At 47.0% G+C, this 22,390-nt stretch carries 21 protein-coding genes and 1 tRNA gene; 20 read left to right on the top strand and 2 right to left on the bottom strand.

The genetic code is table 11. The annotated features are described in order from the left end of the window. Window position 1 precedes the first annotated feature (1 nt). The 14 genes from hisH (at window position 2) to JOD82_RS21865 (ending at window position 13,769) form a co-directional block, all read left to right on the top strand. On the top strand, window positions 2–631 hold the full coding sequence (hisH, locus tag JOD82_RS21800) for an imidazole glycerol phosphate synthase subunit HisH (protein ID WP_029519007.1): 630 nt from the start codon (window positions 2–4) through the stop codon (window positions 629–631). Window positions 632–726: 95 nt separating this feature from the next. Next, the gene (gene hisA, locus JOD82_RS21805; RefSeq protein WP_029519006.1) at window positions 727–1,458 is read left to right on the top strand and encodes a 1-(5-phosphoribosyl)-5-[(5-phosphoribosylamino)methylideneamino]imidazole-4-carboxamide isomerase; all 732 of its coding nucleotides are present in this window, start codon (window positions 727–729) and stop codon (window positions 1,456–1,458) included. Between the two features lie 11 nt (window positions 1,459–1,469). Then, window positions 1,470–2,228, top strand: coding sequence for an imidazole glycerol phosphate synthase subunit HisF (hisF, locus tag JOD82_RS21810; protein WP_039274196.1), 759 nt, complete (start codon window positions 1,470–1,472; stop codon window positions 2,226–2,228). Continuing rightward, window positions 2,225–2,965 (top strand): bifunctional phosphoribosyl-AMP cyclohydrolase/phosphoribosyl-ATP diphosphatase HisIE, encoded by a 741-nt coding sequence (gene hisIE / locus JOD82_RS21815; protein ID WP_069012126.1) that lies wholly within the window; start codon window positions 2,225–2,227, stop codon window positions 2,963–2,965. The genes hisF and hisIE overlap by 4 nt, the downstream gene beginning before the upstream one ends. Before the next feature lie 36 nt (window positions 2,966–3,001). After that, window positions 3,002–3,826 (top strand): histidinol-phosphatase HisJ, encoded by an 825-nt coding sequence (hisJ, locus tag JOD82_RS21820; protein WP_069012124.1) that lies wholly within the window; start codon window positions 3,002–3,004, stop codon window positions 3,824–3,826. Window positions 3,827–4,061: 235 nt separating this feature from the next. Further along, the gene (locus JOD82_RS21825; protein ID WP_029518999.1) at window positions 4,062–5,831 is read left to right on the top strand and encodes a tetratricopeptide repeat protein; all 1,770 of its coding nucleotides are present in this window, start codon (window positions 4,062–4,064) and stop codon (window positions 5,829–5,831) included. 39 nt (window positions 5,832–5,870) lie between these two features. Continuing rightward, window positions 5,871–6,824, top strand: a complete 954-nt coding sequence (trxB, locus tag JOD82_RS21830) for a thioredoxin-disulfide reductase (protein ID WP_029518998.1) — start codon at window positions 5,871–5,873, stop codon at window positions 6,822–6,824. 292 nt (window positions 6,825–7,116) lie between these two features. Further along, a complete protein-coding gene (locus JOD82_RS21835) occupies window positions 7,117–8,067 on the top strand; it encodes an ROK family glucokinase (protein WP_069012123.1) in 951 nt (316 codons plus the stop codon). Window positions 8,068–8,132: 65 nt separating this feature from the next. Next, window positions 8,133–9,032 carry an RNase adapter RapZ gene (gene rapZ / locus JOD82_RS21840; RefSeq protein ID WP_013308254.1) on the top strand — a complete coding sequence of 300 codons (900 nt, stop codon included), beginning with the start codon at window positions 8,133–8,135 and terminating at the stop codon, window positions 9,030–9,032. 12 nt (window positions 9,033–9,044) lie between these two features. Next, window positions 9,045–10,031: a gluconeogenesis factor YvcK family protein gene (locus JOD82_RS21845; RefSeq protein ID WP_023986485.1), complete on the top strand. Its 987-nt coding sequence runs from the start codon at window positions 9,045–9,047 to the stop codon at window positions 10,029–10,031. 5 nt (window positions 10,032–10,036) lie between these two features. Further along, on the top strand, window positions 10,037–10,981 hold the full coding sequence (gene whiA / locus JOD82_RS21850) for a DNA-binding protein WhiA (protein ID WP_029518996.1): 945 nt from the start codon (window positions 10,037–10,039) through the stop codon (window positions 10,979–10,981). A gap of 136 nt (window positions 10,982–11,117) precedes the next feature. Continuing rightward, window positions 11,118–11,387: an HPr family phosphocarrier protein gene (locus tag JOD82_RS21855; protein WP_013308257.1), complete on the top strand. Its 270-nt coding sequence runs from the start codon at window positions 11,118–11,120 to the stop codon at window positions 11,385–11,387. A gap of 271 nt (window positions 11,388–11,658) precedes the next feature. Beyond that, the gene (locus JOD82_RS21860; protein WP_069012121.1) at window positions 11,659–12,420 is read left to right on the top strand and encodes an SIMPL domain-containing protein; all 762 of its coding nucleotides are present in this window, start codon (window positions 11,659–11,661) and stop codon (window positions 12,418–12,420) included. 242 nt (window positions 12,421–12,662) lie between these two features. Next, window positions 12,663–13,769, top strand: a complete 1,107-nt coding sequence (locus JOD82_RS21865) for a PdaC/SigV domain-containing protein (RefSeq protein WP_069012119.1) — start codon at window positions 12,663–12,665, stop codon at window positions 13,767–13,769. Between the two features lie 127 nt (window positions 13,770–13,896). Here the strand turns inward: JOD82_RS21865 and clpP are convergent, their stop codons facing one another. Further along, window positions 13,897–14,493 (bottom strand): ATP-dependent Clp endopeptidase proteolytic subunit ClpP, encoded by a 597-nt coding sequence (clpP, locus tag JOD82_RS21870; protein ID WP_013368815.1) that lies wholly within the window; start codon window positions 14,491–14,493, stop codon window positions 13,897–13,899. A gap of 210 nt (window positions 14,494–14,703) precedes the next feature. Continuing rightward, window positions 14,704–14,778 (bottom strand) — tRNA-Arg (locus JOD82_RS21875). A gap of 255 nt (window positions 14,779–15,033) precedes the next feature. Here JOD82_RS21875 and JOD82_RS21880 point away from each other — a divergent pair. From JOD82_RS21880 to eno, 6 genes are all read left to right on the top strand, one after another. Further along, the gene (locus JOD82_RS21880; RefSeq protein ID WP_029518990.1) at window positions 15,034–16,071 is read left to right on the top strand and encodes a sugar-binding transcriptional regulator; all 1,038 of its coding nucleotides are present in this window, start codon (window positions 15,034–15,036) and stop codon (window positions 16,069–16,071) included. Window positions 16,072–16,165: 94 nt separating this feature from the next. After that, entirely contained in the window at window positions 16,166–17,176 is a 1,011-nt protein-coding gene (gene gap / locus JOD82_RS21885) for a type I glyceraldehyde-3-phosphate dehydrogenase (protein WP_023986488.1), read from the top strand. Between the two features lie 123 nt (window positions 17,177–17,299). Beyond that, window positions 17,300–18,481: a phosphoglycerate kinase gene (locus tag JOD82_RS21890; protein WP_029518988.1), complete on the top strand. Its 1,182-nt coding sequence runs from the start codon at window positions 17,300–17,302 to the stop codon at window positions 18,479–18,481. A 59-nt stretch (window positions 18,482–18,540) separates the two neighbouring features. Continuing rightward, window positions 18,541–19,293 carry a triose-phosphate isomerase gene (gene tpiA / locus JOD82_RS21895; RefSeq protein ID WP_023986490.1) on the top strand — a complete coding sequence of 251 codons (753 nt, stop codon included), beginning with the start codon at window positions 18,541–18,543 and terminating at the stop codon, window positions 19,291–19,293. Between the two features lies 1 nt (window position 19,294). After that, window positions 19,295–20,839 (top strand): 2,3-bisphosphoglycerate-independent phosphoglycerate mutase, encoded by a 1,545-nt coding sequence (gene gpmI / locus JOD82_RS21900; RefSeq protein ID WP_013308265.1) that lies wholly within the window; start codon window positions 19,295–19,297, stop codon window positions 20,837–20,839. A gap of 63 nt (window positions 20,840–20,902) precedes the next feature. Further along, window positions 20,903–22,189 (top strand): phosphopyruvate hydratase, encoded by a 1,287-nt coding sequence (gene eno / locus JOD82_RS21905; RefSeq protein ID WP_013308266.1) that lies wholly within the window; start codon window positions 20,903–20,905, stop codon window positions 22,187–22,189. The last annotated feature ends 201 nt before the right edge of the window (window positions 22,190–22,390 follow it).

Consider the following 22,390-nt stretch of genomic DNA (forward strand, 5'->3'; position numbering starts at 1 on the left):
CATGTCCATTGCCATTGTGGATTACGGCAGAGGCAATCTGCATAGTGTGAGCAAGGCAGTTGAGCGTCTTGGCTATGAGGCTGTAGTAACGGGAGATGCCCAAGTGATTCGTTCCTCCAGCGGTGTGATTTTGCCGGGTGTAGGGGCATTCGGGGATGCTATGGAGCATTTACGTTCCAGCGGATTGGATCGGGTGATTCAGGAGGTTGCAAGCGCTGGACAACCACTGCTCGGTGTTTGTCTAGGAATGCAACTGTTGTTCACTCGTGGTGAAGAATACGGCAGTCACGAAGGGCTTAATATCTTACCAGGTGAGGTCGTTCGGTTTGCTCCTGATCTGGGGGTTAAAGTGCCGCATATGGGCTGGAATCGTCTGCGTATGACTCAGCCGAACCACCCGTTGTTACAGGGCTTGGAGGAAGGACATGTGTATTTCGTACATTCCTATCATGCGAAGCCGGAGGCCGAAAGTGACCTACTGGCGGTGACTGACTACGGTGGGCCCGTAACGGCTATCGTGGGCAGAGGCCATGTATATGGCATGCAGTTCCACCCGGAGAAAAGCGGGGAAATGGGGATGCGGTTGCTTCGACAGTTTTTGGAACTGGCGGAAGCGGAAAAGCGAGCGTAACGATTCATGTGTCTATAGTTGAGGGTACGCCAACTTTGGTCGTTGATGGATGTAAAGGCATATAGATGTTGAATAGCTCACAAGGGGGTCATACTTTGTTCACGATATACCCAGCGATTGATATTCGCGATGGCAAATGTGTACGACTGGTACAAGGAGATTATAGCCAGGAGACGATATACAACGAAAACCCAGTGGAGGTTGCCCAAGAATGGGAGCGTATGGGCGGCTCCTACATTCACTTGGTTGATTTGGACGGTGCTAAAGCAGGCCAACCGGTGAACGATGAGCTCATTGGGCGCATCGCTTCTGCGGTGCAAGTGCCTGTACAAGTGGGTGGCGGCTTGCGTACGCGTGAACATGTGGAGCGGCTGTTGTCGTTGGGAGTGAGCCGTGTGATCTTGGGTACGGCAGCGATTGAGGACCGTGCTTTTACGGAAGCGGTATTGGGTACCTACGGTGATCGGATCGCCATTGGTCTGGATGCACGGAATGGCTATGTGGCCACGCGCGGATGGCTTGAAACCTCGGAGGTTCGAGCGGACGAATTGGCTGCTGAGTTGGCCTCCAAGGGAGCGGAAACGTTCATTTTCACAGACATTTCCCGCGACGGAATGATGCAAGGCCCGAATGTCGAGGCGGTCGTAGCGCTTGCGAAAAGCAGTGGACGAACCGTGATCGCTTCCGGCGGTGTCAGTAAGATGGAAGATCTAATCACGCTGAGCACCTATGCGAAGGAGGGTGTAGGTGGTGCTATTGTGGGTAAAGCATTGTATACAGGGAGCATTGATTTGCAGGTTGCCATACAAGCTGTAGCAAAGGCATAGGGGGAGTAGGCATGCTGGCTAAACGTATTATTCCCTGCTTGGATGTAAAGGATGGCAGGGTGGTTAAGGGCGTTAATTTTGTGAACCTACGCGATGCAGGTGATCCGGTGGAATTGGCGGCGCTTTATGACCGGGAAGGGGCAGATGAAATCGTATTTCTGGATATTTCTGCTTCAGTTGAAGGGCGTGCCACCATGGAAGAAGTAGTTCGTCAGACAGCCGGGGAAATTGCCATTCCTTTCACCGTAGGTGGCGGGATATCTCATGTCGATGATATGAAACGCATTTTGCGTGCAGGGGCTGATAAAATCGGCGTAAATACGGCGGCTGTCCGTAATCCTCAGCTGATTGCGGAGGGGGCGCGCAGCTTTGGCTCACAATGTATCGTTGTTGCCATTGATGCCAAGTATAACGAGGCGTGGGGCGAGTGGGAAGTATATACCCACGGAGGCCGCACGCCATCTGGTATTCGCGCCTTGGCCTGGGCCAAGGAAGCTGAACAGTTGGGAGCCGGTGAGATTCTGCTGACCAGCATGAATGCGGACGGAACCAAGGACGGCTTTGACCTGCCGCTGACTTCTGCGGTATCGGATACCGTCGGAATTCCAGTTATTGCTTCTGGCGGAGCAGGCAAACAGGAGCATTTCTATGACGTGTTTACGGCGGGCAGAGCGGATGCTGGATTAGCAGCAACGATTTTTCACTATAAAGAAATAGGAATCCCTGACCTAAAACGGGATTTGAAGCGCAGAGGAGTGGAGATACGATGAGCAACGAATTGAACCAACAGCTATCTCTGGAGCAGATACTGGATAATGTCCGCTGGAATGAGGTGGGTCTTGTCTCGGCGATTGTGCAGGATGATGCCACCCTTCAGGTGCTTACGCTGGCCTACATGAACCGCGAGTCGCTGAAACTGTCTTTGGAGTCGGGAGAGACCTGGTTCTGGTCTCGTTCCAGACAGGAGCTGTGGCACAAGGGGGCTACTTCAGGGAATACGCAAAAAATCACTTCCATCCAGTTGGATTGTGACGGTGATGCTCTGTTGATACGTGTCATTCCGAACGGTCCTGCCTGTCATACAGGAGCAACGAGCTGCTTTTTCCGTGATATTTCCGCGCCAGGGACGGCTGTAGCACCTGTTGCAGGAAATGCAGGAGACCACACGCTGGTAAATCAAACCGATGATATTTCCAATGCTTCAGCAGACCGCTTTGAGGTACTTGCCCAGCTGGAGGCGATTATTAAGGAGCGCGAAGAGACACGTCCTGAAGGGGCCTATACGACCTATCTTTTTGATAAAGGTGTAGACAAAATCTTGAAAAAGGTTGGCGAAGAAGCATCCGAGACGATCATTGCCGCCAAAAATAAAGATAATGATGAACTGCGCCTGGAGGTTAGCGACCTGATTTATCACCTGCTGGTGCTGTTGCAGGAGCGCAAGCTACCGCTAGATCACGTGCTGGCTGAGCTGAATCGCCGTCATGAACGACCTCGTCGTGATTAGTACGATTTGTTGTAGTGTTGAAAGAGGGAGGATCGCATGAAAATTGACTATCATACGCATCACGCCCGCTGTGGGCATGCCATAGGGAGTCTGGAAGAGTATGTACAGCAGGGAATTCGGCTGGGGCTGGATCAGCTCGGCTTGTCCGATCACATGCCACTACTGCATGTAAAACCGGCTGACTATTACCCGGAAATGGCGATGCCTATGGAGGAGCTGCCCCGATACGTGGAAGAATGTTTGGAACTGAAGGAACGTTTTAAAGAGCAAATTGATATTCGTGTTGGCTTGGAAGGCGACTACATTGAGGGCTGGGAACGAGAAATCGAAGATATCATCACCGCGTATCCCTGGGATTATGTGATTGGTTCCGTCCATTTTCTAGGTGAATGGGATATCACGGACTTCCGTCAGGTACACCATTGGGAAGGCAAAAATGTGCTTGAGGTGTACCGCACGTATTATAATGCAGTTTCTAAGGCGGCAGCTACCGGTTTGTATGACATCATGGGGCATTTGGATGTCATTAAGCGCTTCGGCTATCATCCGAAGCCGGAGGAAATGGAGGAGCTGCGTGAACTGGAGCGCTCCGCACTCTCAGCCGTTGCCCGCAGCGGTCGGGCGATGGAACTGAATGCATCAGGGCTTTCGAAGCCCTGTGCTGAGATGTTCCCGAGCCGCCGCATGCTGGACGAAGCTTTTTCGCTAGGCATCCCGCTGACCGTAGGATCGGATGCCCATGATCCGGCGAAGCTGTCCGAGCACTTGGAGAAGGCACGCGCGCTTCTATATGAAGTCGGCTATCGCGAGCTTGCCGTATTTCAGCATCGCGAGCGCTCGCCGGTGCCGCTGACGCTTTAATTATTACGTTTATTGGGTCTAAGTATCATATCCAGTGGCTAGCCGAACGCTCCCTATGTATACAGGGAAAAGCGCTCGGCTATTTAGCGTATTCTTGTATATATATCTATTGTATACGAGCATATATCCGTTTTTTGGAATGAGGTAGGATCGACTGTCAAGTCGTTTTGAAGTTGTGGTATACTGAAGGGTATGAACATGTCAGTTACTTTTAAAGGAGGTGCCTTGGTTATTTATGAAAGGGAAACATCTGCGAGTATCGGAACCTAGCCCTAAGATTATTGCTTTGCGTTTCGACGCATCTTTCTTTTTTGAGAAAGCTGTGCGCTCGCTTGATCGCAATCATTATGACAAGGCATTGAAATATTTTCGCAAAGCCGTTGAATATGAACCGGATAATCCGGTGAATCATTGCAATATGGCGGGTATATTATCAGAGATGGGGGATTATGCAGGTTCGAATGAGATCCTGTCCTCTGTTCTGAGTGACGTAGACTCGTCGATGACAGAGTGTTATTTCTATATGGCGAATAATTACGCTAATATGGAGCAGTTTGAAGAAGCGGAGAAAGCATTGGTCACGTACCTGGAGGAGGACGAAGAAGGCCAGTTTCTTGATGAAGCGGAGGAAATGATGGAGCTGCTCTATTATGAGCTGGACCGTCCAACGAAGCTGAACCGCATTAAGGCCCGGCAGGGAGTAGTAGAGCATGATCAGGCTCGTGTCCTGCTGGAGGAGGGGAAATTTGCTCAGGCAGCCCAGTTGCTCAAGCAAATTTCAGAGGAACAACCGGATATGTTCGCTGCGCGAAATAATCTGGCGTTAGCGTATTACTACATGGGATTGTTCCAAAATGCTAAGGCTACCATTATTCAAGTGTTGGAGGATGAGCCGGGGAATTTACACGCATTGTGCAACTTGGCGATCTTTTATCAGCACGAGGGCGGCGGCCCGGAATTGGATCGTCTGGTGCAGACTTTGGCGGTCACTATACCGTTTCAGGAGGAGCAGGTATTCAAGCTGGCGACCACTATGGGCATTCTCGGACGCCATGAGGAGGCCTACAGACATTTCCGCAGGTTGCTTCATGGCGATGGAGAGAACAATGCGGACGCTTCTTTGTACCATTACACGGCGGTAGCTGCCAGCAATACGGGAAGATATGCGGAAGCACGGCGGTTGTGGAGTCATTTGCAAAAGCAGGATGCTTCCTCGGAAGTTCCGCGGTTTTTCCTGTCCCGACTGGAGGAACTCCAGCAGGAGGGTACACCGCTGCAAGTGCTCAGCTATCATTATCATCTCCCGTTTGAGGAGCAATTCCGCATGTGGGAGAAGTTTGGTGCTGACCAGGTGCCTGACAGCATGAAGAAGGACCCGCTAATCCGGTCATCCTTCTTCTGGGCCTTGCGCCACGGGGACCGGGCGACTCAGCTTCAGGTCATTCAGGCGTTAAGCTTGATCGGTGATGATGAGGTGCGTCAGGCACTGGAGTCCTTCGTAGAAGACCCGGACCAGGAGGATGAGCTGAAACGCCGTGCCTTGCAAGTATTGCAAGAGCTGACGGAGCAGGGTGAGCAGAAAATGTACCCGGAAACGGAACGTTCTGATCAGTTGGAGGTTGAGAACGATCCTCATACAATTGAAGGTGATGTATCTGCCTCCCCGGTTGATCCACAATGGCAGGCAGTGCTGGATAAGGTACTGACCGTTATGAGCAAGCCATCCGATCCGGTCATGCAGCACGACTTGAGATCGCTGTGGCTGGAGTATTTGGATCGGCTTGCCCCGGAAGTTCCGATGGTTCAGCATACTGAGGGATGGGCAGCGGCGCTGGAATATTTGACTGCCAAAATGCATCATCATTCAGTCACCTATCAGGAAGTAGCCGATCGCTATGGTATTTCCGTATCGACCGTAAGCCGCTATGCACGCCAGATTGACAGCGTGTGTGGTATCAAACAGAAGCTGAAGCAGCCGCTCTCCACGTTTAAAAAGCAGGTCTGAGACCTGCTCCAAACATCACTTAAAGGAGGCAACAAACGTATGTATAAATCCATAATTATTGGTACAGGTCCTGCAGGCTACACAGCGGCTATTTATTTGGCACGTGCTAACATGAATCCGCTGATCATTGAAGGGATGCAGCCCGGTGGGCAGCTTACTACAACGACCGAAATTGAAAATTTTCCGGGTTTTGAGCAAGGTATCCTCGGGCCTGAACTGATGGATAATATGCGCAAGCAGGCTGAACGTTTTGGCGCTGAATTTACTTCCGGTTGGGTAGAGGAAGTGGATTTTAGCAAACGTCCTTTTAAAGTGAAGGTAGAGGGTAAAGGCATCATTGAGGCGGAGTCGGTCATTATTGCTACAGGTGCGTCCGCCAAATATCTTGGTATTCCGGGTGAGCAGGACAATGTAGGTCGCGGAGTCAGCACTTGCGCAACTTGCGATGGCTTCTTTTTCCGCGGGAAAAAGATTGTCGTGGTTGGCGGTGGCGATTCAGCCATGGAGGAAGCGAGCTTCTTGACCCGTTTTGCTTCCAGTGTAACCTTGGTCCATCGTCGCGATGAGTTGCGGGCATCCAAAATTATGCAAGATCGCGCGCGTGAGAACGAAAAAGTACATTGGGCATTAAACCGGACTCCTCTGGAAGTTGTGACGGGAGAATCTGGTTTAAAGGGTTTGAAGGTACACAATAATGAGACCAATCAGGATGAGCTGATTGAGGTAGATGGCGTGTTCGTAGCCATCGGGCATACACCGAATACAGGTTTCCTGAACGGACAAATCCATACGGATGAACACGGCTATATTGTAGTGAAGCCAGGCACAACGGAAACGAACATCCCCGGAGTTTTTGCCTGTGGGGACGTACAGGATAATCGTTACCGTCAAGCGATTACGGCTGCGGGAACGGGCTGTATGGCGGCTATGGACTGCGAGAAATATCTCGAAGGCAGTGCTGTTCACGACTGGAGCGAAACACTGGATCAATAAAAGCGTGTCTATAGTACACAAAAAGGCTAACGGGAGAGCGAAGGAAACCTCTGTTATGCCACATCTTTTGTTCAGGAAGAGAAAGCCTGCTGCGTTTGCACGGGCTTTCTCCTTTTTATGGGTGCATAAGGTTAAAAGTTCCTCTAATCGTACACTTTTCAACAAGGAAGTGTCCTTGACCGTAACGAGGGCTTCAATTATAGTTGGAACGTAGGATTACTATTATGAAGTAGGAATTATAAGCATATATTTCATACCAGGTTTTTAAGTAAACATAAAGGTGGCTTGGAACATGTCTGAAAGTATCTATGTGGGTGTCGATTTGGGCGGTACAGCGATTAAAGTAGGCATTTGTAATGAGAACGGACAGCTTTTGCACACATACGAGGGACCAACCGAAACCGATAAAGGTGTAGATGTTGTCATTGGTAATATCGAAAAATATGTGCGGCACATTGTTGAGGAATCTCCTTATGAGTGGGATCAACTCAAGGGTGTCGGTGCAGGCGTTGCAGGTTTTACGAATGTTCGTGATGGTATTATTGTCCTCGCTCCTAATATTGGCTTTCGTGACGTACCGATCCGTGCGCTCCTAGAGAACCGGATTGGCAAGCCTGTGAAAATAGACAATGATGCGAATGTTGCTGCGCTAGGTGAGGCTTGGGCTGGTGCAGGCAAAGGCATCGAAAACTGCGTATGCTATACCCTGGGAACAGGAGTAGGTGGCGGTATTATTATAAACGGTAGAATATACCAAGGTTCTTCAGGCATGGCCGGGGAAATTGGTCATATCAGCGTCGTACCTGATCTGGAGGCAATTCAGTGTGGATGCGGCAAAATGGGTTGCTTGGAAACTGTATCTTCTGCAACAGGCATCATTCGTATGGCCAAGGATGCTGTGGAACGTGGCGACCGGACCTCTCTGGCGCTGGAGGATCAAATTGCCGCCAAGGAAGTATTTGATGCTGCTAAAGCCGGGGATGAAGTCGCACTGCGTATCGTGAACCGGGCTGCCTTTTATTTGGGGAAATCCATGGCAGCGGTTGCCGCTGTGCTTAATCCAGAGTTGTTTATTATAGGCGGCGGTGTTTCTAAAGCAGGCGACTTTTTGTTTGAAGAGATGCGTCGCGTATACTCCAAGCTGGCACCTGAACCGCTTCAAAAAGGTGTATATATCGTACCAGCGGTGTTAGGCAATGACGCGGGTGTTGTAGGGGCTGCAGGGTTGCTGCTACGCTCCTGACCACAGGTTACTGATAATACGGGTACTGGCATAGAGCGAAGAAGCAAAAGGAGAGGGAAGTCCATATGACAGATAACCTAAAAAATGCTGCGCCGTGGGCAACGCTCATTATTATTACGGGGATGTCAGGCGCAGGGAAGACCATTGCGGTTCAGAGCCTGGAAGACTTGGGCTTCTTCTGTGTTGATAATTTGCCCCCTGTACTGATTCCCAAATTTGCAGAGTTGATTGAGCAGTCTAATGGTAAAATAGGCAAGGTTGCACTCGTCATTGATTTACGCGGACGAGAATTTTTCACTGCCTTGTCGGAATCGTTGAATTATATTAAAGATCATTTTACGATTCATTGTGAAATTTTATTCTTAAATGCGAATGATGGCGTTCTCGTACAGCGGTATAAGGAAAGTCGTAGACGTCATCCGCTGGCTCCAGACGGTATGCCTTTGGATGGGATTCGGTTGGAGCGCAAGATGTTGGAAGAACTAAAAAGCTCGGCTACACAGGTTATTGACACAAGTGTGATGAAGCCTGCAACTTTAAAGGCAAGGATTATTTCACGATTTTCTCATCTGGAGAGCAGTATGCTTTCCGTGAACATTACTTCTTTTGGCTTCAAGTATGGTATTCCCATTGATGCCGATCTTATATTCGATGTGCGCTTCCTGCCTAATCCCCACTATGTGGATCAACTACGTCCCCACACTGGACAGGATAGCGATGTATATGATTATGTCATGAAATGGCCCGAGACTCAGGCATTCTTGACCAAGTTGCTGGATATGTTACACTTTTTGATTCCGCAATATCGCAAAGAAGGCAAAAGCCAGGTCATTATCGGCATTGGCTGTACTGGCGGTAAGCATCGTTCTGTTGCAATATCGGAGTATTTAGGAAAAATGCTGGGTGCCAGCGAGACAGAATCTGTTTCTGTTTCGCATCGGGATGCTGATCGGGACCGGCATTAATGAGGTGAAATCATGAAAGAGACCGGATCACAACGGGAGCGCCCACGTATAGTTGTTATGGGCGGCGGAACCGGCTTGTCCGTCATGCTGCGGGGCTTAAAGCAAAAGCCGCTAGATATTACGGCTATTGTTACAGTCGCTGACGATGGCGGAAGTTCCGGGATTTTGCGCAGTGAGCTGCAGATGCCCCCCCCAGGGGATATTCGCAATGTGCTGACTGCCTTGGCTGACGTGGAACCAGTGATGTCAGATATGCTGAAATACCGTTTCGGTGCGGGATCAGGATTGTCAGGCCATAGTCTGGGCAATCTGATTTTAGCAGCGATGACCGATATATCGGGAGATTTTGTAACGGCGGTGCGTGAGCTTAGCCGTGTATTTGCTGTCCGGGGACGTGTGCTGCCAGCAGCCGAGGAAGGCGTTGTGCTAAGCGCCGAAATGGAGGATGGCACGGTGATTACCGGAGAGTCCAAGATCCCAGAAGCGGGCGGACGAATCAAACGCGTCTTTCTTGAACCGACTCACGTGGAGCCGTTGCCTGAGGCTGTAGAGGCCATTAATGAAGCTGATGCGATTTTGATTGGCCCCGGCAGTCTATATACCAGCATATTACCGAATTTGCTTGTACCTAAACTCGCTGAAGCTGTAGTGAAATCAGACGCTATCAAAATATTTGTCTGTAACGTTATGACCCAGCCTGGTGAAACCGATGGCTATACAGTAGGAGACCATCTGCAAGCTATTTTTGAGCATGTAGGGCATCATCTCTTCGACTATGTCATTGTAAATAACGGAGAAATTCCACCCCAAGTACAGGAAATGTATGCCGAGCAGGGAGCCAAGCCAGTTCAAGTAGACATGGGCGAGCTGACCGACCGGGGATATAAAGTGGTGGCAGATACATTAGTTCTGTTCCGCACGTATTTACGGCATGATGCAGACAAATTGAGCCAGCATATTTACCAATTGGTACAAAACTGGATATTAAGAAGGAGGTGAGTCCCTTGTCCTTTGCGGCACAAACGAAAAAAGAGCTTACGATGATTGAAAGCCAGTCCTGCTGTGAGAAAGCGGAACTATCTGCGCTCATACGTATGCTCGGATCCGTACAACTGTCGAATAAAAGGGTGATATTGGACGTGTCCACAGAAAATGCCGCGATTGCAAGGCGGATTTACTCCTTGATCAAGAAGCATTTTCAACTTCATATCGAACTGCTTGTACGGAAAAAAATGCGCTTGAAAAAAAATAATGTGTACATTGTCCGTATTCCTAATGATGTGCAACAACTGCTAAAGGATCTTTATATCGTCTCAGAAGGTTTCTTGTTCACTGACGGGATTAATCGGGATATTGTTCGGAAAAACTGTTGTAAGAGAGCTTATTTACGGGGCGCCTTTATGGCAGGTGGCTCTGTCAACAATCCTGAAGGATCATCTTACCACCTTGAAATTTCTTCGATGTATGAGGAGCATTGTCAGGCACTCGTTGATCTTGCGAATGAGTTTCATCTAAATGCTCGCTGTATTGAGCGAAAAAAGGGTTTTATTCTCTACATCAAGGAAGGCGAGAAGATCATTGAGCTGCTTAGCATCATTGGGGCGCATCAAGCCTTGTTCAAATTTGAAGATGTACGCATTATGCGCGATATGCGCAATTCCGTGAATCGTATTGTCAATTGTGAAACGGCTAATTTGAACAAGACAATTGGAGCTGCTGTCCGGCAAATTGAGAATATTAAGTTGCTGGAGAGAGAAGTTGGCTTGGAGACCTTGCCGGATAAACTGCGTGAAGTGGCAGAAGTTCGGCTCGCTCATCCCGATTTGAATTTGAAAGAAGTCGGGGAAATGCTCAAAGGGGTCGTGAGTAAATCGGGTGTAAATCATCGGCTTCGCAAAATTGATGAGATGGCTGACAAAATCAGGGGCGAAAATGGCCTGATTCCGTAAAAAGAATGTTGGTGGGGCTTTTAGCCCCAGTTTTTTTAGTTTTTTTTCTAGTGTCTGTCCCGGGTTAATGTTATAATGTGATAAATAAAATGGAGTAAGTAGTGTCCAGATTTATTTGATGAGGGGGTAAGCTGACATGTCAAAACATCCGGTAGTCGTACGTTTGAAAACAGGACTGCACGCCAGACCTGCTGCGTTGTTCGTACAGGAAGCGAATAAATATTCATCTGAGATTTTTGTGGAAAAAGATGACAAAAAGGTTAATGCCAAGAGCATCATGGGTATTATGAGTCTTGCCATCAGCACAGGTACTGAAATCAATATTAGTGCTGAAGGTGCGGATGCCGAACAGGCTGTAAACGCTTTAGTAAGTCTGGTTAGTAAGGTAGAGCTGGAAAATCAATAAACAAAGAATTGCTTGTAATATAGTGTATGATCTTAGTGAAAAGCCCCTTTGGGGCTTTTTTTATATCCAGAAAAAAATCCTTCGAACACTCCTCAGCTAACTGTTTTATTGTGGATTTATTGGATATAGAGGCCGTATTAAGTTCAAACTATAAATAATGAAAATCCTCGTGGTCATGCTCTGTTTCGGAAATTTGTACGCTTGGCTGCAACCTTTTTCCGTCTTTTCCGTCTGGAAGGTACAAACATTTACTAGAAAGAGGCTGAATTCAATGAGACTTTGGACAAAAACAGTAGCCACAGCAGTTCTCACAGGTGCATTAATAGCAGGGGGAGTAGCAGGAGGATTATGGACAGGGGCAGAGCGTGCTTATGCTGCGTCAACAGCTTCGACGGTAAACGGTGTAATTAATGTGATTGGAAGCGGGGAAGTATTGGCAAAGCCCAATATTGCTTATCTCTCTATCGGTGTACAATCGGAAGGGAATACGGCAGCCGCTGCTCAAAAAGCTAATGCTACAAAATTGAACAAGGTTACACAACTGCTGAAAGAAAAGTGGAGCATCAGCGGAGATGACATTCAGACCAGCCAGTTTTATGTACAGCCTAACTACACCTATAACGAAAAAGAAGGGCAGAAGCTCAAAGGCTACACTGCCAACCATACACTTTCCGTTAAATACCGCGATTTGGATAAAATAGGTCAGTTGTTGGATGAGGCGACCAAGTCCGGAGCCAATAACGTAGATAATGTTCGTTTTTCGGTGGAAGATCCTTCGACTTATGAGGAAGAAGCCATTACTAAAGCATTGGGAAGCGCACAATCTAAAGCCAGTGCTGTAGCTAAAGCGGCCAAACGCGGATTAGGTGCTCTTGTGAATGTGACGGTAGATGGCGGAGAAGCACAAGTCTTTACACAACGTGAAAATGCCATGTCAAAATCGCTCATGGATTTAGCAGGTAGCGGGACAGACATACAATCGGGGCAAGTAACAGTGAAAGTTCAGGTGTCGGCTCAATACGAAATGAACTAATATTAGATCATCAAACGAAGCCACAAGCGGCCTGCATCATGCGCAGGCTGGCTTGCTGGCTTTTTTTGTATACCGAAACCTTTTTGTAATGAGTCTGTCATAGCTAAGGGTTATTAGGTGTACAGATTGAAATCGGGGAGTGTACAGATTGTAAACTACATACAATGGGGTATAGATATAATAAGTAAAGTGATTATTTACACATAGACAATACAGAAATAATAACAGGAGGAATACTTAATATGAATAAGCATACGAAAAAATGGGGTTCAGCACTGCTGGCAGCAGGGATTTTAGCAGGAGTTGCAGCTGTTCCCGTTTCATATATCCAGGCAGCATCGATTAAACAGCAGCAAGCGGCAACACAGCAACCAGGAATCACTATCCAATGGAATGGTAAAACGTTGCCCGCTAAAGGTGTTCAAGTGAACGGGAGTACAATGATTCCGGTGGCCGCACTGCGTGACAGCTTGGGGATTCCAGTAAGCTATGATGCGAAAGCAACGACCTATACCGTAGGTAGCGGGTACAATAAACTTTACATTATGGCTTCTTCCTCGGATGCCTACGTCAACGTCAATGGAATCAATACACGTAGTATGGATGCCAAACAGATCGCTGGGAAGCTATACATTCCTATGAGTCTGTTGAAAGACTATCTAGGCATAGATGCTCAATGGAACGCAGCTCAGAAGACAGTAACGCTAAGTAAAAGTCAGCTAAACCCGATCACAATTGCGTCTCAAACACTTCCAGCTTCGAGTAATGCGAAGGTATCTTACAAAGTTAAGTATCCGCAAATCAGCGGCAGCCAGCTGAATCCTGAGGCAGAGCAGGCCATTAACCATGTGCTTAAAAAGCATGCAGAGGGTATATTGGCAGCAGGCAAAAAGATGGTGGCTGAGGGAGAGGCTACAACAGAAAGACCATATGATTTCGAAAATGATTTTGCAATTGCCTATAACAAGGACGGTATTCTAAGTGTGATTATGCAGGATTACTCGTATATGGGTGGCGCACATGGAATGACGGTACGTAAAGGATATACGTTCTCGCTCGCTGATGGTAAACTGCTGCAGTTGTCTGACGTATTGAAGGCGAATCCAAATTACAAAAAGTTCCTCAATGCTGATTTGAAGAAAAAAATCGATGCGCTTCAGGCTGGTGAAGGATTCGGTAAATTTAAAGAGTTGGCGGCAGATCAGAATTTTTATGTGACGAACAGTGGAGTAACAATCGTGTTTGATTTGTATGATTATGCGCCATACGCGTATGGAATTCCGGAGTTTACCTACTCGTTCGGTCAACTGCTGCCTCAAGGCGGAAAGCCTTTTGCGGGACAGATTTAATAGTAGAAATGAGTAAGTTGGACTGTCTATACTCTAAAAAACAATAAAGCAAAAAAGCTGCCTACCGGATAATAACATCCGGAGCAGCTTTTTCATTTACCAGCTATCGAGAGGCAAATTTTTTCTCTTATACACCTTCTGGAGAGGAGCTAGTTAGCACTTTATCAATAATACCGTATTCTTTGGCATCATCAGCAGACATGAAGTAGTCACGGTCTGTATCTTTTTCAATACGTTCCAGTGGTTGGCCTGTGCGATCTGCGAGAATGCGGTTCAGTTTATCACGCATTTTCAGAATGCGGCGTGCGCGGATTTCGATATCCGTTGCCTGGCCTTGTGCACCACCCAGAGGTTGGTGAATCATAATTTCACTGTTTGGCAAAGCGAAACGTTTACCTTTGGCGCCTGCATTCAGCAAGAACGCGCCCATGGAAGCCGCCATACCTACACAAATCGTAGATACATCAGGTTTAATGTATTGCATCGTATCGAAAATGGCCATACCAGCTGTAATGGAACCGCCAGGACTGTTAATATACAAGTGAATATCTTTTTCAGGATCTTCGGCAGCCAAAAACAGCATTTGCGCAATTATAGAGTTGGCTACAACGTCATTGACGTCCGAGCCTAACAAAATAATGCGATCCTTTAACAGTCTGGAATAAATGTCATAGGCGCGTTCGCCGCGGTTACTTTGTTCTACTACCATAGGAACATAGCTCACGTCAAAAAACCTCCCTTAAATATCGTTAGTGGATTTGGTGGACATGCCGAGTACACGTCCCTTATTTATAAACTGTTACCGTATTAACCACATGATAAACAATTTCAAACAAAAAGTCAAAGAAAGTCAAACTAATGATTAAAAAAAAGAGCCCTCAGCGCTCTTATTGGTTAAAACATTATATAGAAGCATTTAAGCGTTCATTTAAAATGGCGCGCCCGCGAGGAATCGAACCTCGATCTCAGGCTCCGGAGGCCTACGTCATATCCGTTGGACCACGGGCGCATAGTTGATTCAATGCAAACAACTAACTAATTAAACAGCTAATTGGAAACAAAGATGATTATATGATATACAGCAGTGAATTGCAAGCTTTTATTAAATGCGCATATTCAGACAAATGGTTGAGAAATATAGGTTCAGATAGACTTGCATATGGAGCAAATATTGGTTAAGATATACGTGGGACTTAAAAAGTTATCCCGGGACGTTTTAAGACCAGTTAGAGACAGAACTTAGAAGTGTGCGGGAGTGGAAAGCATGCGAAAGATATTAGAAATACAGAAGCAGCTTCTGCCCGACCTCATGGATGTTTTGAAAAAAAGGTACACGATCCTGCATCAGATTATGCTGTCCGATGTTGTTGGACGCAGAACACTGGCAGCTTCACTGAACATGACCGAGCGCGTGTTGCGCGCCGAAACCGATCTTCTTAAAGCTCAGGGGCTAATTGAGATTGAGAGTGTAGGCATGAAGGTGAGCAAAGCAGGACTGGATCTGCTGGAACAGCTGGAGCCGATTGCGAATAACTTGTTCGGCCTGTCCCAATTGGAGGACCAGATTCGTCAAGCCTATGGTTTGAGGAAGGTGGTTGTCGTTCCAGGGGATTCGGATGTTTCTCCGTTAACAAAGCAGGAGCTGGGGCGCGCTGGAGCAAAAGCGTTGCTAAGTGTTATGGACGACGAGGATGTGGTCGCTGTAACAGGTGGCACGACGATTGCAGACGTGGCGGAACAACTGGCATTGCCTTCTAATGGCCCCCTTAAGGGTGGGTGGTTTGTACCGGCACGCGGGGGTTTGGGAGAAAGCATGGAAATGCAGGCCAACACAATTGCTTCCACAATGGCTCGCAAGGTCGGCGCTCAATACCGTCTGCTCCATGTACCGGATTTGCTCAGCAATCATGCTTACAACTCCTTGCTTGAAGATACGAACATTCAGGATATATTGAGCCTGATTCGCGAGAGTCGTATCATCATTCACGGGATAGGCAACGCCATAGCGATGGCACATAGACGTAAACTTGATCCCGAAACCTTTGCCCAGATCAGCAGTGAAGGGGCGGTAGCCGAATCGTTTGGTTATTATTTTAACGAAGATGGCGTCGTTGTTCACAGAATGCTGACGCTTGGACTCCGATTGGAGGACATTAGGCGTACCGATACGGTTCTAGGTGTAGCTGGAGGCAAGAACAAGGCGGCCGCTATTCATGCGGTACTGCGTTTCGGGCAAGAAGACATTCTGGTCACCGACGAAGGCGCTGCTGTTGAGATTGTAAGTCGTTATTTAAATGATTAATATAGGATTTATGAATCGTGTTGTCTTGACAGGCTTTCGGGTCTGTCTTGAATATATAAAACTAAACTAAACGAACTTTGGGAGGAACTCACTCATGACAGTTAAAGTTGGTATTAATGGTTTCGGACGTATTGGACGCCTTGCTTTCCGTCGGATTCAAAACGTGGAAGGTATTGAAGTAGTAGCAATCAATGACTTGACAGATTCCAAAATGTTGGCACATTTGTTGAAATATGATACAACACAAGGTAATTTCCAAGGACAAGTAGAAGTACATGATGGCTTCTTCAAAGTAAACGGTAAAGAAGTTAAAGTTTTGGCTAACCGCAACCCTGAAGAACTGCCTTGGGGAGACCTGGGTGTAGACATCGTTCTGGAATGCACAGGTTTCTTCACAACTAAAGAAGCTGCTGAGAAACATTTGAAAGGCGGCGCTAAAAAAGTTGTTATCTCCGCTCCAGCTACTGGCGACATGAAAACTGTCGTTTACAACGTAAACCATGAAATTCTGGATGGAACTGAAACTGTAATCTCTGGTGCTTCTTGCACAACGAACTGCCTGGCTCCTATGGCTAAAACACTGCAAGATAAATTTGGTATCGTTGAAGGTTTGATGACTACAATTCATGCTTACACTGGCGACCAAAACACTTTGGATGCTCCACATGCTAAAGGTGACTTCCGTCGTGCTCGTGCAGCAGCTGAAAACATCATTCCTAACACAACTGGTGCTGCTAAAGCAATCGGTTTGGTTATCCCTGAGTTGAAAGGTAAATTGGATGGCGCGGCTCAACGTGTTCCAGTACCTACAGGTTCCCTGACTGAGTTGGTAACAGTTCTGGAGAAAAACGTAACTGCTGAAGAAATCAACGCAGCGATGAAAGAAGCTTCCGATCCTGAAACTTATGGATACACTGAAGATCAAATCGTTTCTTCCGACATCAAAGGCCTCACTTTCGGTTCTTTGTTCGATGCAACTCAAACTAAAGTTCTGACTGTCGGCGACAAACAACTGGTGAAAACTGTAGCTTGGTATGACAACGAAATGTCCTACACTGCACAATTGATCCGCACGTTGGAATACTTCGCTAAACTGGCTAAATAATAAGAACTTTCTTATTAGCAACATCATAGAGCGGAAACAGGTTATTGTTTCCGCTCTTTATATATCAAAATGTGCCTTAAATTCCTGTTTCGTAAAATTATAAGGGTGCGGAGGAATATGGAGATGAACAAAAAGAGCGTACGTGATATAGAACTGAATGGAAAACGGGTGTTTGTTCGTGTAGATTTTAACGTTCCGGTTGAAGACGGTAAAATTACAGATGACAAGCGTATTCGTGAAACCTTGCCAACCATTAACTACCTGATTGAAAAAGGTGCAAAAGTTATTTTGGCGAGTCACTTTGGACGTCCAAAAGGTCAGGTTGTTGAATCCATGCGTCTGACTCCTGTTGGCGTACGTTTGTCTGAACTGCTGAAAAAGCCAGTAGTTAAAGTGGACGAAGCGGTAGGCGAAGCTGTTAAAGCGAAAGTGGCTGAACTGCAAAACGGCGACGTGCTGTTGCTTGAAAATGTACGTTTCTATGCAGGAGAAGAAAAGAATGATCCTGAGTTGGCGAAGCAATTTGCTGAATTGGCTGACGTTTTCGTGAATGACGCATTCGGCGCAGCACACCGTGCTCATGCTTCCACTGAAGGTATCGCTCATATTCTTCCGGCTGTTTCCGGCCTGCTGATGGAAAAAGAATTGTCTGTTATTGGTAAAGCTCTGTCGAATCCAGATCGTCCTTTTACAGCCATTATCGGCGGTTCCAAAGTAAAAGACAAAATCGACGTGATCGACAACCTGCTGAACATTGCAGATAACGTAATCATTGGTGGCGGTTTGACTTATACATTCTTCAAAGCTCAAGGTTATGAAGTGGGTCAATCTTTGCTGGATGAATCCAAACTGGACGTAGCTCTTGGATTTATCGAAAAAGCGAAGAAACTCGGCAAAAACTTCTATCTTCCGGTAGATATTGTTGTGTCTGACGATTTCAGCGCTACGGCGAACACAGACATTGTGGATATCGACGGCATTCCTGCAGCTTGGGAAGGCGTGGACATTGGACCGAAAACACGTAAAATCTATGCAGATGTAATCAAAAACTCCAAACTGGTTGTATGGAACGGACCAATGGGCGTATTTGAAATCGAGCCTTTCGCTGGTGGTACTCGTGAAGTAGCGGAAGCTTGCGCAACAACTGAAGCATACACCATCATTGGTGGCGGTGATTCTGCGGCTGCGGCTGAAAAATTCCACTTGGCTGACAAGATGGATCATATTTCCACTGGCGGCGGCGCATCTCTGGAATTTATGGAAGGCAAAGCACTTCCGGGTGTTGTTGCACTGAACGATAAATAATCAAACGCACTATGCGTGAATAAAGCTTTAGGGCACCTAATAGTTAGGAGTTGAAACCATTGAGAACACCGATTATCGCGGGTAACTGGAAGATGTTTAAAACCGTACCAGAAGCTAAAACTTTCATCGAAGAGATCAAAGGCAAAGCAGAGGTTGCAGGAGTGGAAAGCGTGATTTGCGCACCATTTACGAATCTTCCTGCTCTGGTTGAAGCAGTAAAAGGCACGTCTATTAAAATTGGCGCACAAAACCTGCACTTTGCAGAAGATGGTGCATTTACAGGTGAAATTAGCGGCGGAATGCTGAAAGATCTGGGCGTAGACTACGTTGTGATCGGACACTCCGAACGTCGTGAATATTTTAATGAAACAGACGAAACGGTGAACAAAAAGGTTCATGCGGCATTCCGTCATGACCTGACTCCAATCGTATGTGTAGGCGAAAAGCTGGAAGATCGTGAAGCTGGACAAACCAAAGAAGTTGTAAAAGTGCAAACTGTAGCAGCTTTTGCTGGTTTGGCTAAGGATCAGGCTGCACAAGTAGTTGTTGCTTATGAGCCAATCTGGGCCATCGGAACAGGCAAATCCTCCACTTCGCAGGATGCGAATGAAGTGATTTCCTATATCCGCAGTCTGATTAAAGAGCTGTATGATGAAAATACAGCAAATGCTGTACGTATTCAGTATGGTGGTAGTGTAAAACCTGAAAATGTTACTGAGTACCTGGGTCAAAGCGATATCGACGGCGCGCTCGTGGGCGGTGCCAGTCTTCAACCGGCGTCGTACATCGCGCTTGTTGAGGGGGCGAAGTAAGATGACAGCACCAAAACCGGTAGCTTTAATTATTATGGACGGGTTCGGACTGCGTGACACCGTGGAAGGCAATGCGGTTGCACAGGCCAACAAACCGAATTACGACCGGTATTTACAACAGTATCCTCATACGACGCTGACGGCTTCTGGCGAAGCAGTAGGTTTGCCGGAAGGACAAATGGGTAACTCTGAAGTGGGTCACTTGAACATCGGCGCAGGCCGTATCGTATATCAAGACTTGACTCGTATTTCGAAGTCCATCCGTGAAGGTGAATTCTACGACAATGAAACACTGGTTAAAGCAGTGCAACATGCCAAGAAGAACAACACGAAACTTCACCTGTACGGACTTCTGTCCGACGGCGGCGTGCATAGCCATATCAGCCATCTGTTCGCTATGCTGGACTTGGCGAAAAAAGAAGGCCTAACAGAAGTGTACATTCATGCTTTCATGGATGGACGCGACGTTATGCCAGACAGCGGCGTAGGCTTCATGCAGCAGCTGATCGCTAAAATTCAAGAAGTGGGCGTAGGTAAAATTGCGACTGTACAAGGACGCTATTATGCTATGGACCGCGACAAACGTTGGGAACGTGTAGAGAAATCTTACCGTGCAATCGTATACGGAGAAGGACCTCAATACACAGATCCAATGGAAGCATTGAAAGAATCGTATGAAAAATCAGTGTTCGACGAATTTGTGGAGCCAACTGTTATTGTGAAGGCTGACGGAAGTCCTGTAGGGCTGGTCGAAAGCAATGACTCTGTTATCTTCCTCAACTTCCGTCCTGACCGTGCGATTCAACTGTCTCAGGTATTTACAAACGCGGACTTCCGTGGTTTTGACCGTGGCCCGAAATGGCCTAAAGATTTGCACTTTGTTTGCCTGACGTTGTTCAGCGAAACGGTTGAGGGCTTTGTAGCTTACGAACCGAAAAATCTGGATAACACGTTTGGTGAAGTGTTGGTTCAAAACAACAAGAAGCAATTGCGTATTGCTGAGACTGAAAAATATCCGCACGTTACTTTCTTTTTCAGTGGCGGACGTGATGTGGAGCTTCCTGGCGAAACTCGTATTTTGATCAACTCGCCTAAAGTGGCTACATATGACTTGCAGCCGGAAATGAGTGCGTATGAAGTAGCGGATGCTGCTGTTAAGGAAATCGAAGCCGACAAGCATGATGCGATTATCCTGAACTTTGCCAATCCGGATATGGTTGGACACTCCGGTATGCTGGAGCCAACGATTAAGGCGGTAGAGACGACGGATGAATGTGTTGGACGTGTTGTAGATGCGGTTAAAGCCAAAGGTGGCGTGGTTATTATCATTGCCGACCATGGTAACGCGGATATGGAAATTGATGAGCAGGGACGTCCGTTCACAGCTCACACAACGAATCCGGTTCCGTTCATTTTGACTGACGAAAATATCGTTTTGCGTGAGCATGGAATATTGGCTGACGTAGCTCCAACGCTTCTGGATTTGATGCAACTTCCGCAACCTGCGGAAATGACAGGAAAATCTATGATTGCATCCCGCAAGTAAGCTTGATTTAATAAGTATAGGCTTGACCAATAAATCATGATTCACAAAGGAGATTAAGTACAAATGACTATTATTTCTGACGTGTACGCTCGCGAAGTCCTCGACTCCCGTGGTAACCCTACGGTTGAAGTTGAAGTATATCTGGAATCCGGTGCTATCGGTAGTGCTATCGTTCCTTCCGGTGCCTCCACAGGCGCTCACGAAGCTGTAGAACTTCGTGATAACGACAAATCCCGTTACCTGGGTAAAGGCGTTCTGCAAGCTGTTAAAAACGTGAACGAAATTATTGCTCCTGAAGTAATCGGCTTGGATGCTGTGAACCAAGTAGAAATCGACACGCTGATGATCAAATTGGATGGTACACATAACAAAGGTAAATTGGGTGCAAACGCAATTCTGGCAGTATCCATGGCTGTAGCTCGCGCTGCTGCTGAAGCTCTGGGCTTGCCACTGTACACTTACCTAGGCGGATTCAATGCTAAACAATTGCCAGTACCAATGATGAACATCGTTAACGGTGGCGCTCATGCCGACAATAACGTTGACGTACAAGAGTTCATGGTTCTGCCTGTAGGCGCTCCTACATTTAAAGAAGCTCTGCGTGTAGGCGCAGAAATCTTCCACAACCTGAAATCCGTACTGAACTCCAAAGGTTTGAACACAGCTGTTGGTGATGAAGGTGGTTTTGCTCCTAACTTCAAATCTAACGAAGAAGCTCTGTCCACTATTATCGAAGCGATCGAAAAAGCTGGTTACAAACCAGGTGTTGACGTATTCCTCGGTATGGACGTTGCCTCCACTGAGTTCTTCAAAGATGGAAAATATACTTTGGAAGGCGAAGGCAAATCCTTCACTTCTGCTGAGTTCGTTGACCTGCTTGCTTCTTGGGTTGATAAATACCCAATCATCACTATTGAAGATGGTTGCTCCGAAGATGACTGGGAAGGTTGGAAATTGCTCACTGAAAAATTGGGCAACAAAATCCAATTGGTTGGTGACGACCTGTTCGTAACAAACACAGAGCGTCTGGCTAAAGGTATCGATGAAAACATCGGTAACTCCATCCTGATCAAAGTAAACCAAATCGGTACGCTGACTGAAACATTCGATGCTATCGAATTGGCTAAACGTGCAGGATACACAGCTGTTATCTCTCACCGTTCCGGTGAATCCGAAGACAGCACAATCGCTGATATCGCTGTTGCAACAAATGCAGGCCAAATTAAAACAGGTGCTCCTTCCCGTACTGACCGTATTGCGAAGTACAACCAATTGCTCCGCATTGAGGATCAACTGGGTGAACTGGCTCAATACCACGGCCTGAAATCTTTCTACAACCTGAAAAAATAATATTGCGCAAAAATGCTGATGGCGTCTCTTGACTCATGGTTTATGATCACGAAGTCTGAACGCTCAAAGCTTTTACGCATGAATAAAACAGGCCTACTCGCCACCGCGAGCAGGTCTGTTTTTTGTTATTATGGATGTGTATGAGAATTTATAACTTTGCAAAGGCTTAATGGCTGAGTGACTTGCTATAGCTGTTGTTAT

It is taken from the genome of Paenibacillus sp. 1182 (assembly GCF_017833915.1).
GTDB lineage: Bacteria > Bacillota > Bacilli > Paenibacillales > Paenibacillaceae > Paenibacillus > Paenibacillus polymyxa_D.

What these genes read in the sequence shown, in the direction of transcription:
- hisH (WP_029519007.1), top strand. Translation starts at nt 2, where the DNA reads ATGTCCATTGCCATTGTGGATTACGGCAGAGGCAATCTGCATAGTGTG.
- hisF (WP_039274196.1), top strand. Translation starts at nt 1,470, where the DNA reads ATGCTGGCTAAACGTATTATTCCCTGCTTGGATGTAAAGGATGGCAGG.
- hisIE (WP_069012126.1), top strand. Translation starts at nt 2,225, where the DNA reads ATGAGCAACGAATTGAACCAACAGCTATCTCTGGAGCAGATACTGGAT.
- hisJ (WP_069012124.1), top strand. Translation starts at nt 3,002, where the DNA reads ATGAAAATTGACTATCATACGCATCACGCCCGCTGTGGGCATGCCATA.
- JOD82_RS21825 (WP_029518999.1), top strand. Translation starts at nt 4,062, where the DNA reads ATGAAAGGGAAACATCTGCGAGTATCGGAACCTAGCCCTAAGATTATT.
- trxB (WP_029518998.1), top strand. Translation starts at nt 5,871, where the DNA reads ATGTATAAATCCATAATTATTGGTACAGGTCCTGCAGGCTACACAGCG.
- JOD82_RS21835 (WP_069012123.1), top strand. Translation starts at nt 7,117, where the DNA reads ATGTCTGAAAGTATCTATGTGGGTGTCGATTTGGGCGGTACAGCGATT.
- rapZ (WP_013308254.1), top strand. Translation starts at nt 8,133, where the DNA reads ATGACAGATAACCTAAAAAATGCTGCGCCGTGGGCAACGCTCATTATT.
- JOD82_RS21845 (WP_023986485.1), top strand. Translation starts at nt 9,045, where the DNA reads ATGAAAGAGACCGGATCACAACGGGAGCGCCCACGTATAGTTGTTATG.
- JOD82_RS21855 (WP_013308257.1), top strand. Translation starts at nt 11,118, where the DNA reads ATGTCAAAACATCCGGTAGTCGTACGTTTGAAAACAGGACTGCACGCC.
- JOD82_RS21860 (WP_069012121.1), top strand. Translation starts at nt 11,659, where the DNA reads ATGAGACTTTGGACAAAAACAGTAGCCACAGCAGTTCTCACAGGTGCA.
- JOD82_RS21865 (WP_069012119.1), top strand. Translation starts at nt 12,663, where the DNA reads ATGAATAAGCATACGAAAAAATGGGGTTCAGCACTGCTGGCAGCAGGG.
- JOD82_RS21880 (WP_029518990.1), top strand. Translation starts at nt 15,034, where the DNA reads ATGCGAAAGATATTAGAAATACAGAAGCAGCTTCTGCCCGACCTCATG.
- gap (WP_023986488.1), top strand. Translation starts at nt 16,166, where the DNA reads ATGACAGTTAAAGTTGGTATTAATGGTTTCGGACGTATTGGACGCCTT.
- JOD82_RS21890 (WP_029518988.1), top strand. Translation starts at nt 17,300, where the DNA reads ATGAACAAAAAGAGCGTACGTGATATAGAACTGAATGGAAAACGGGTG.
- gpmI (WP_013308265.1), top strand. Translation starts at nt 19,295, where the DNA reads ATGACAGCACCAAAACCGGTAGCTTTAATTATTATGGACGGGTTCGGA.
- eno (WP_013308266.1), top strand. Translation starts at nt 20,903, where the DNA reads ATGACTATTATTTCTGACGTGTACGCTCGCGAAGTCCTCGACTCCCGT.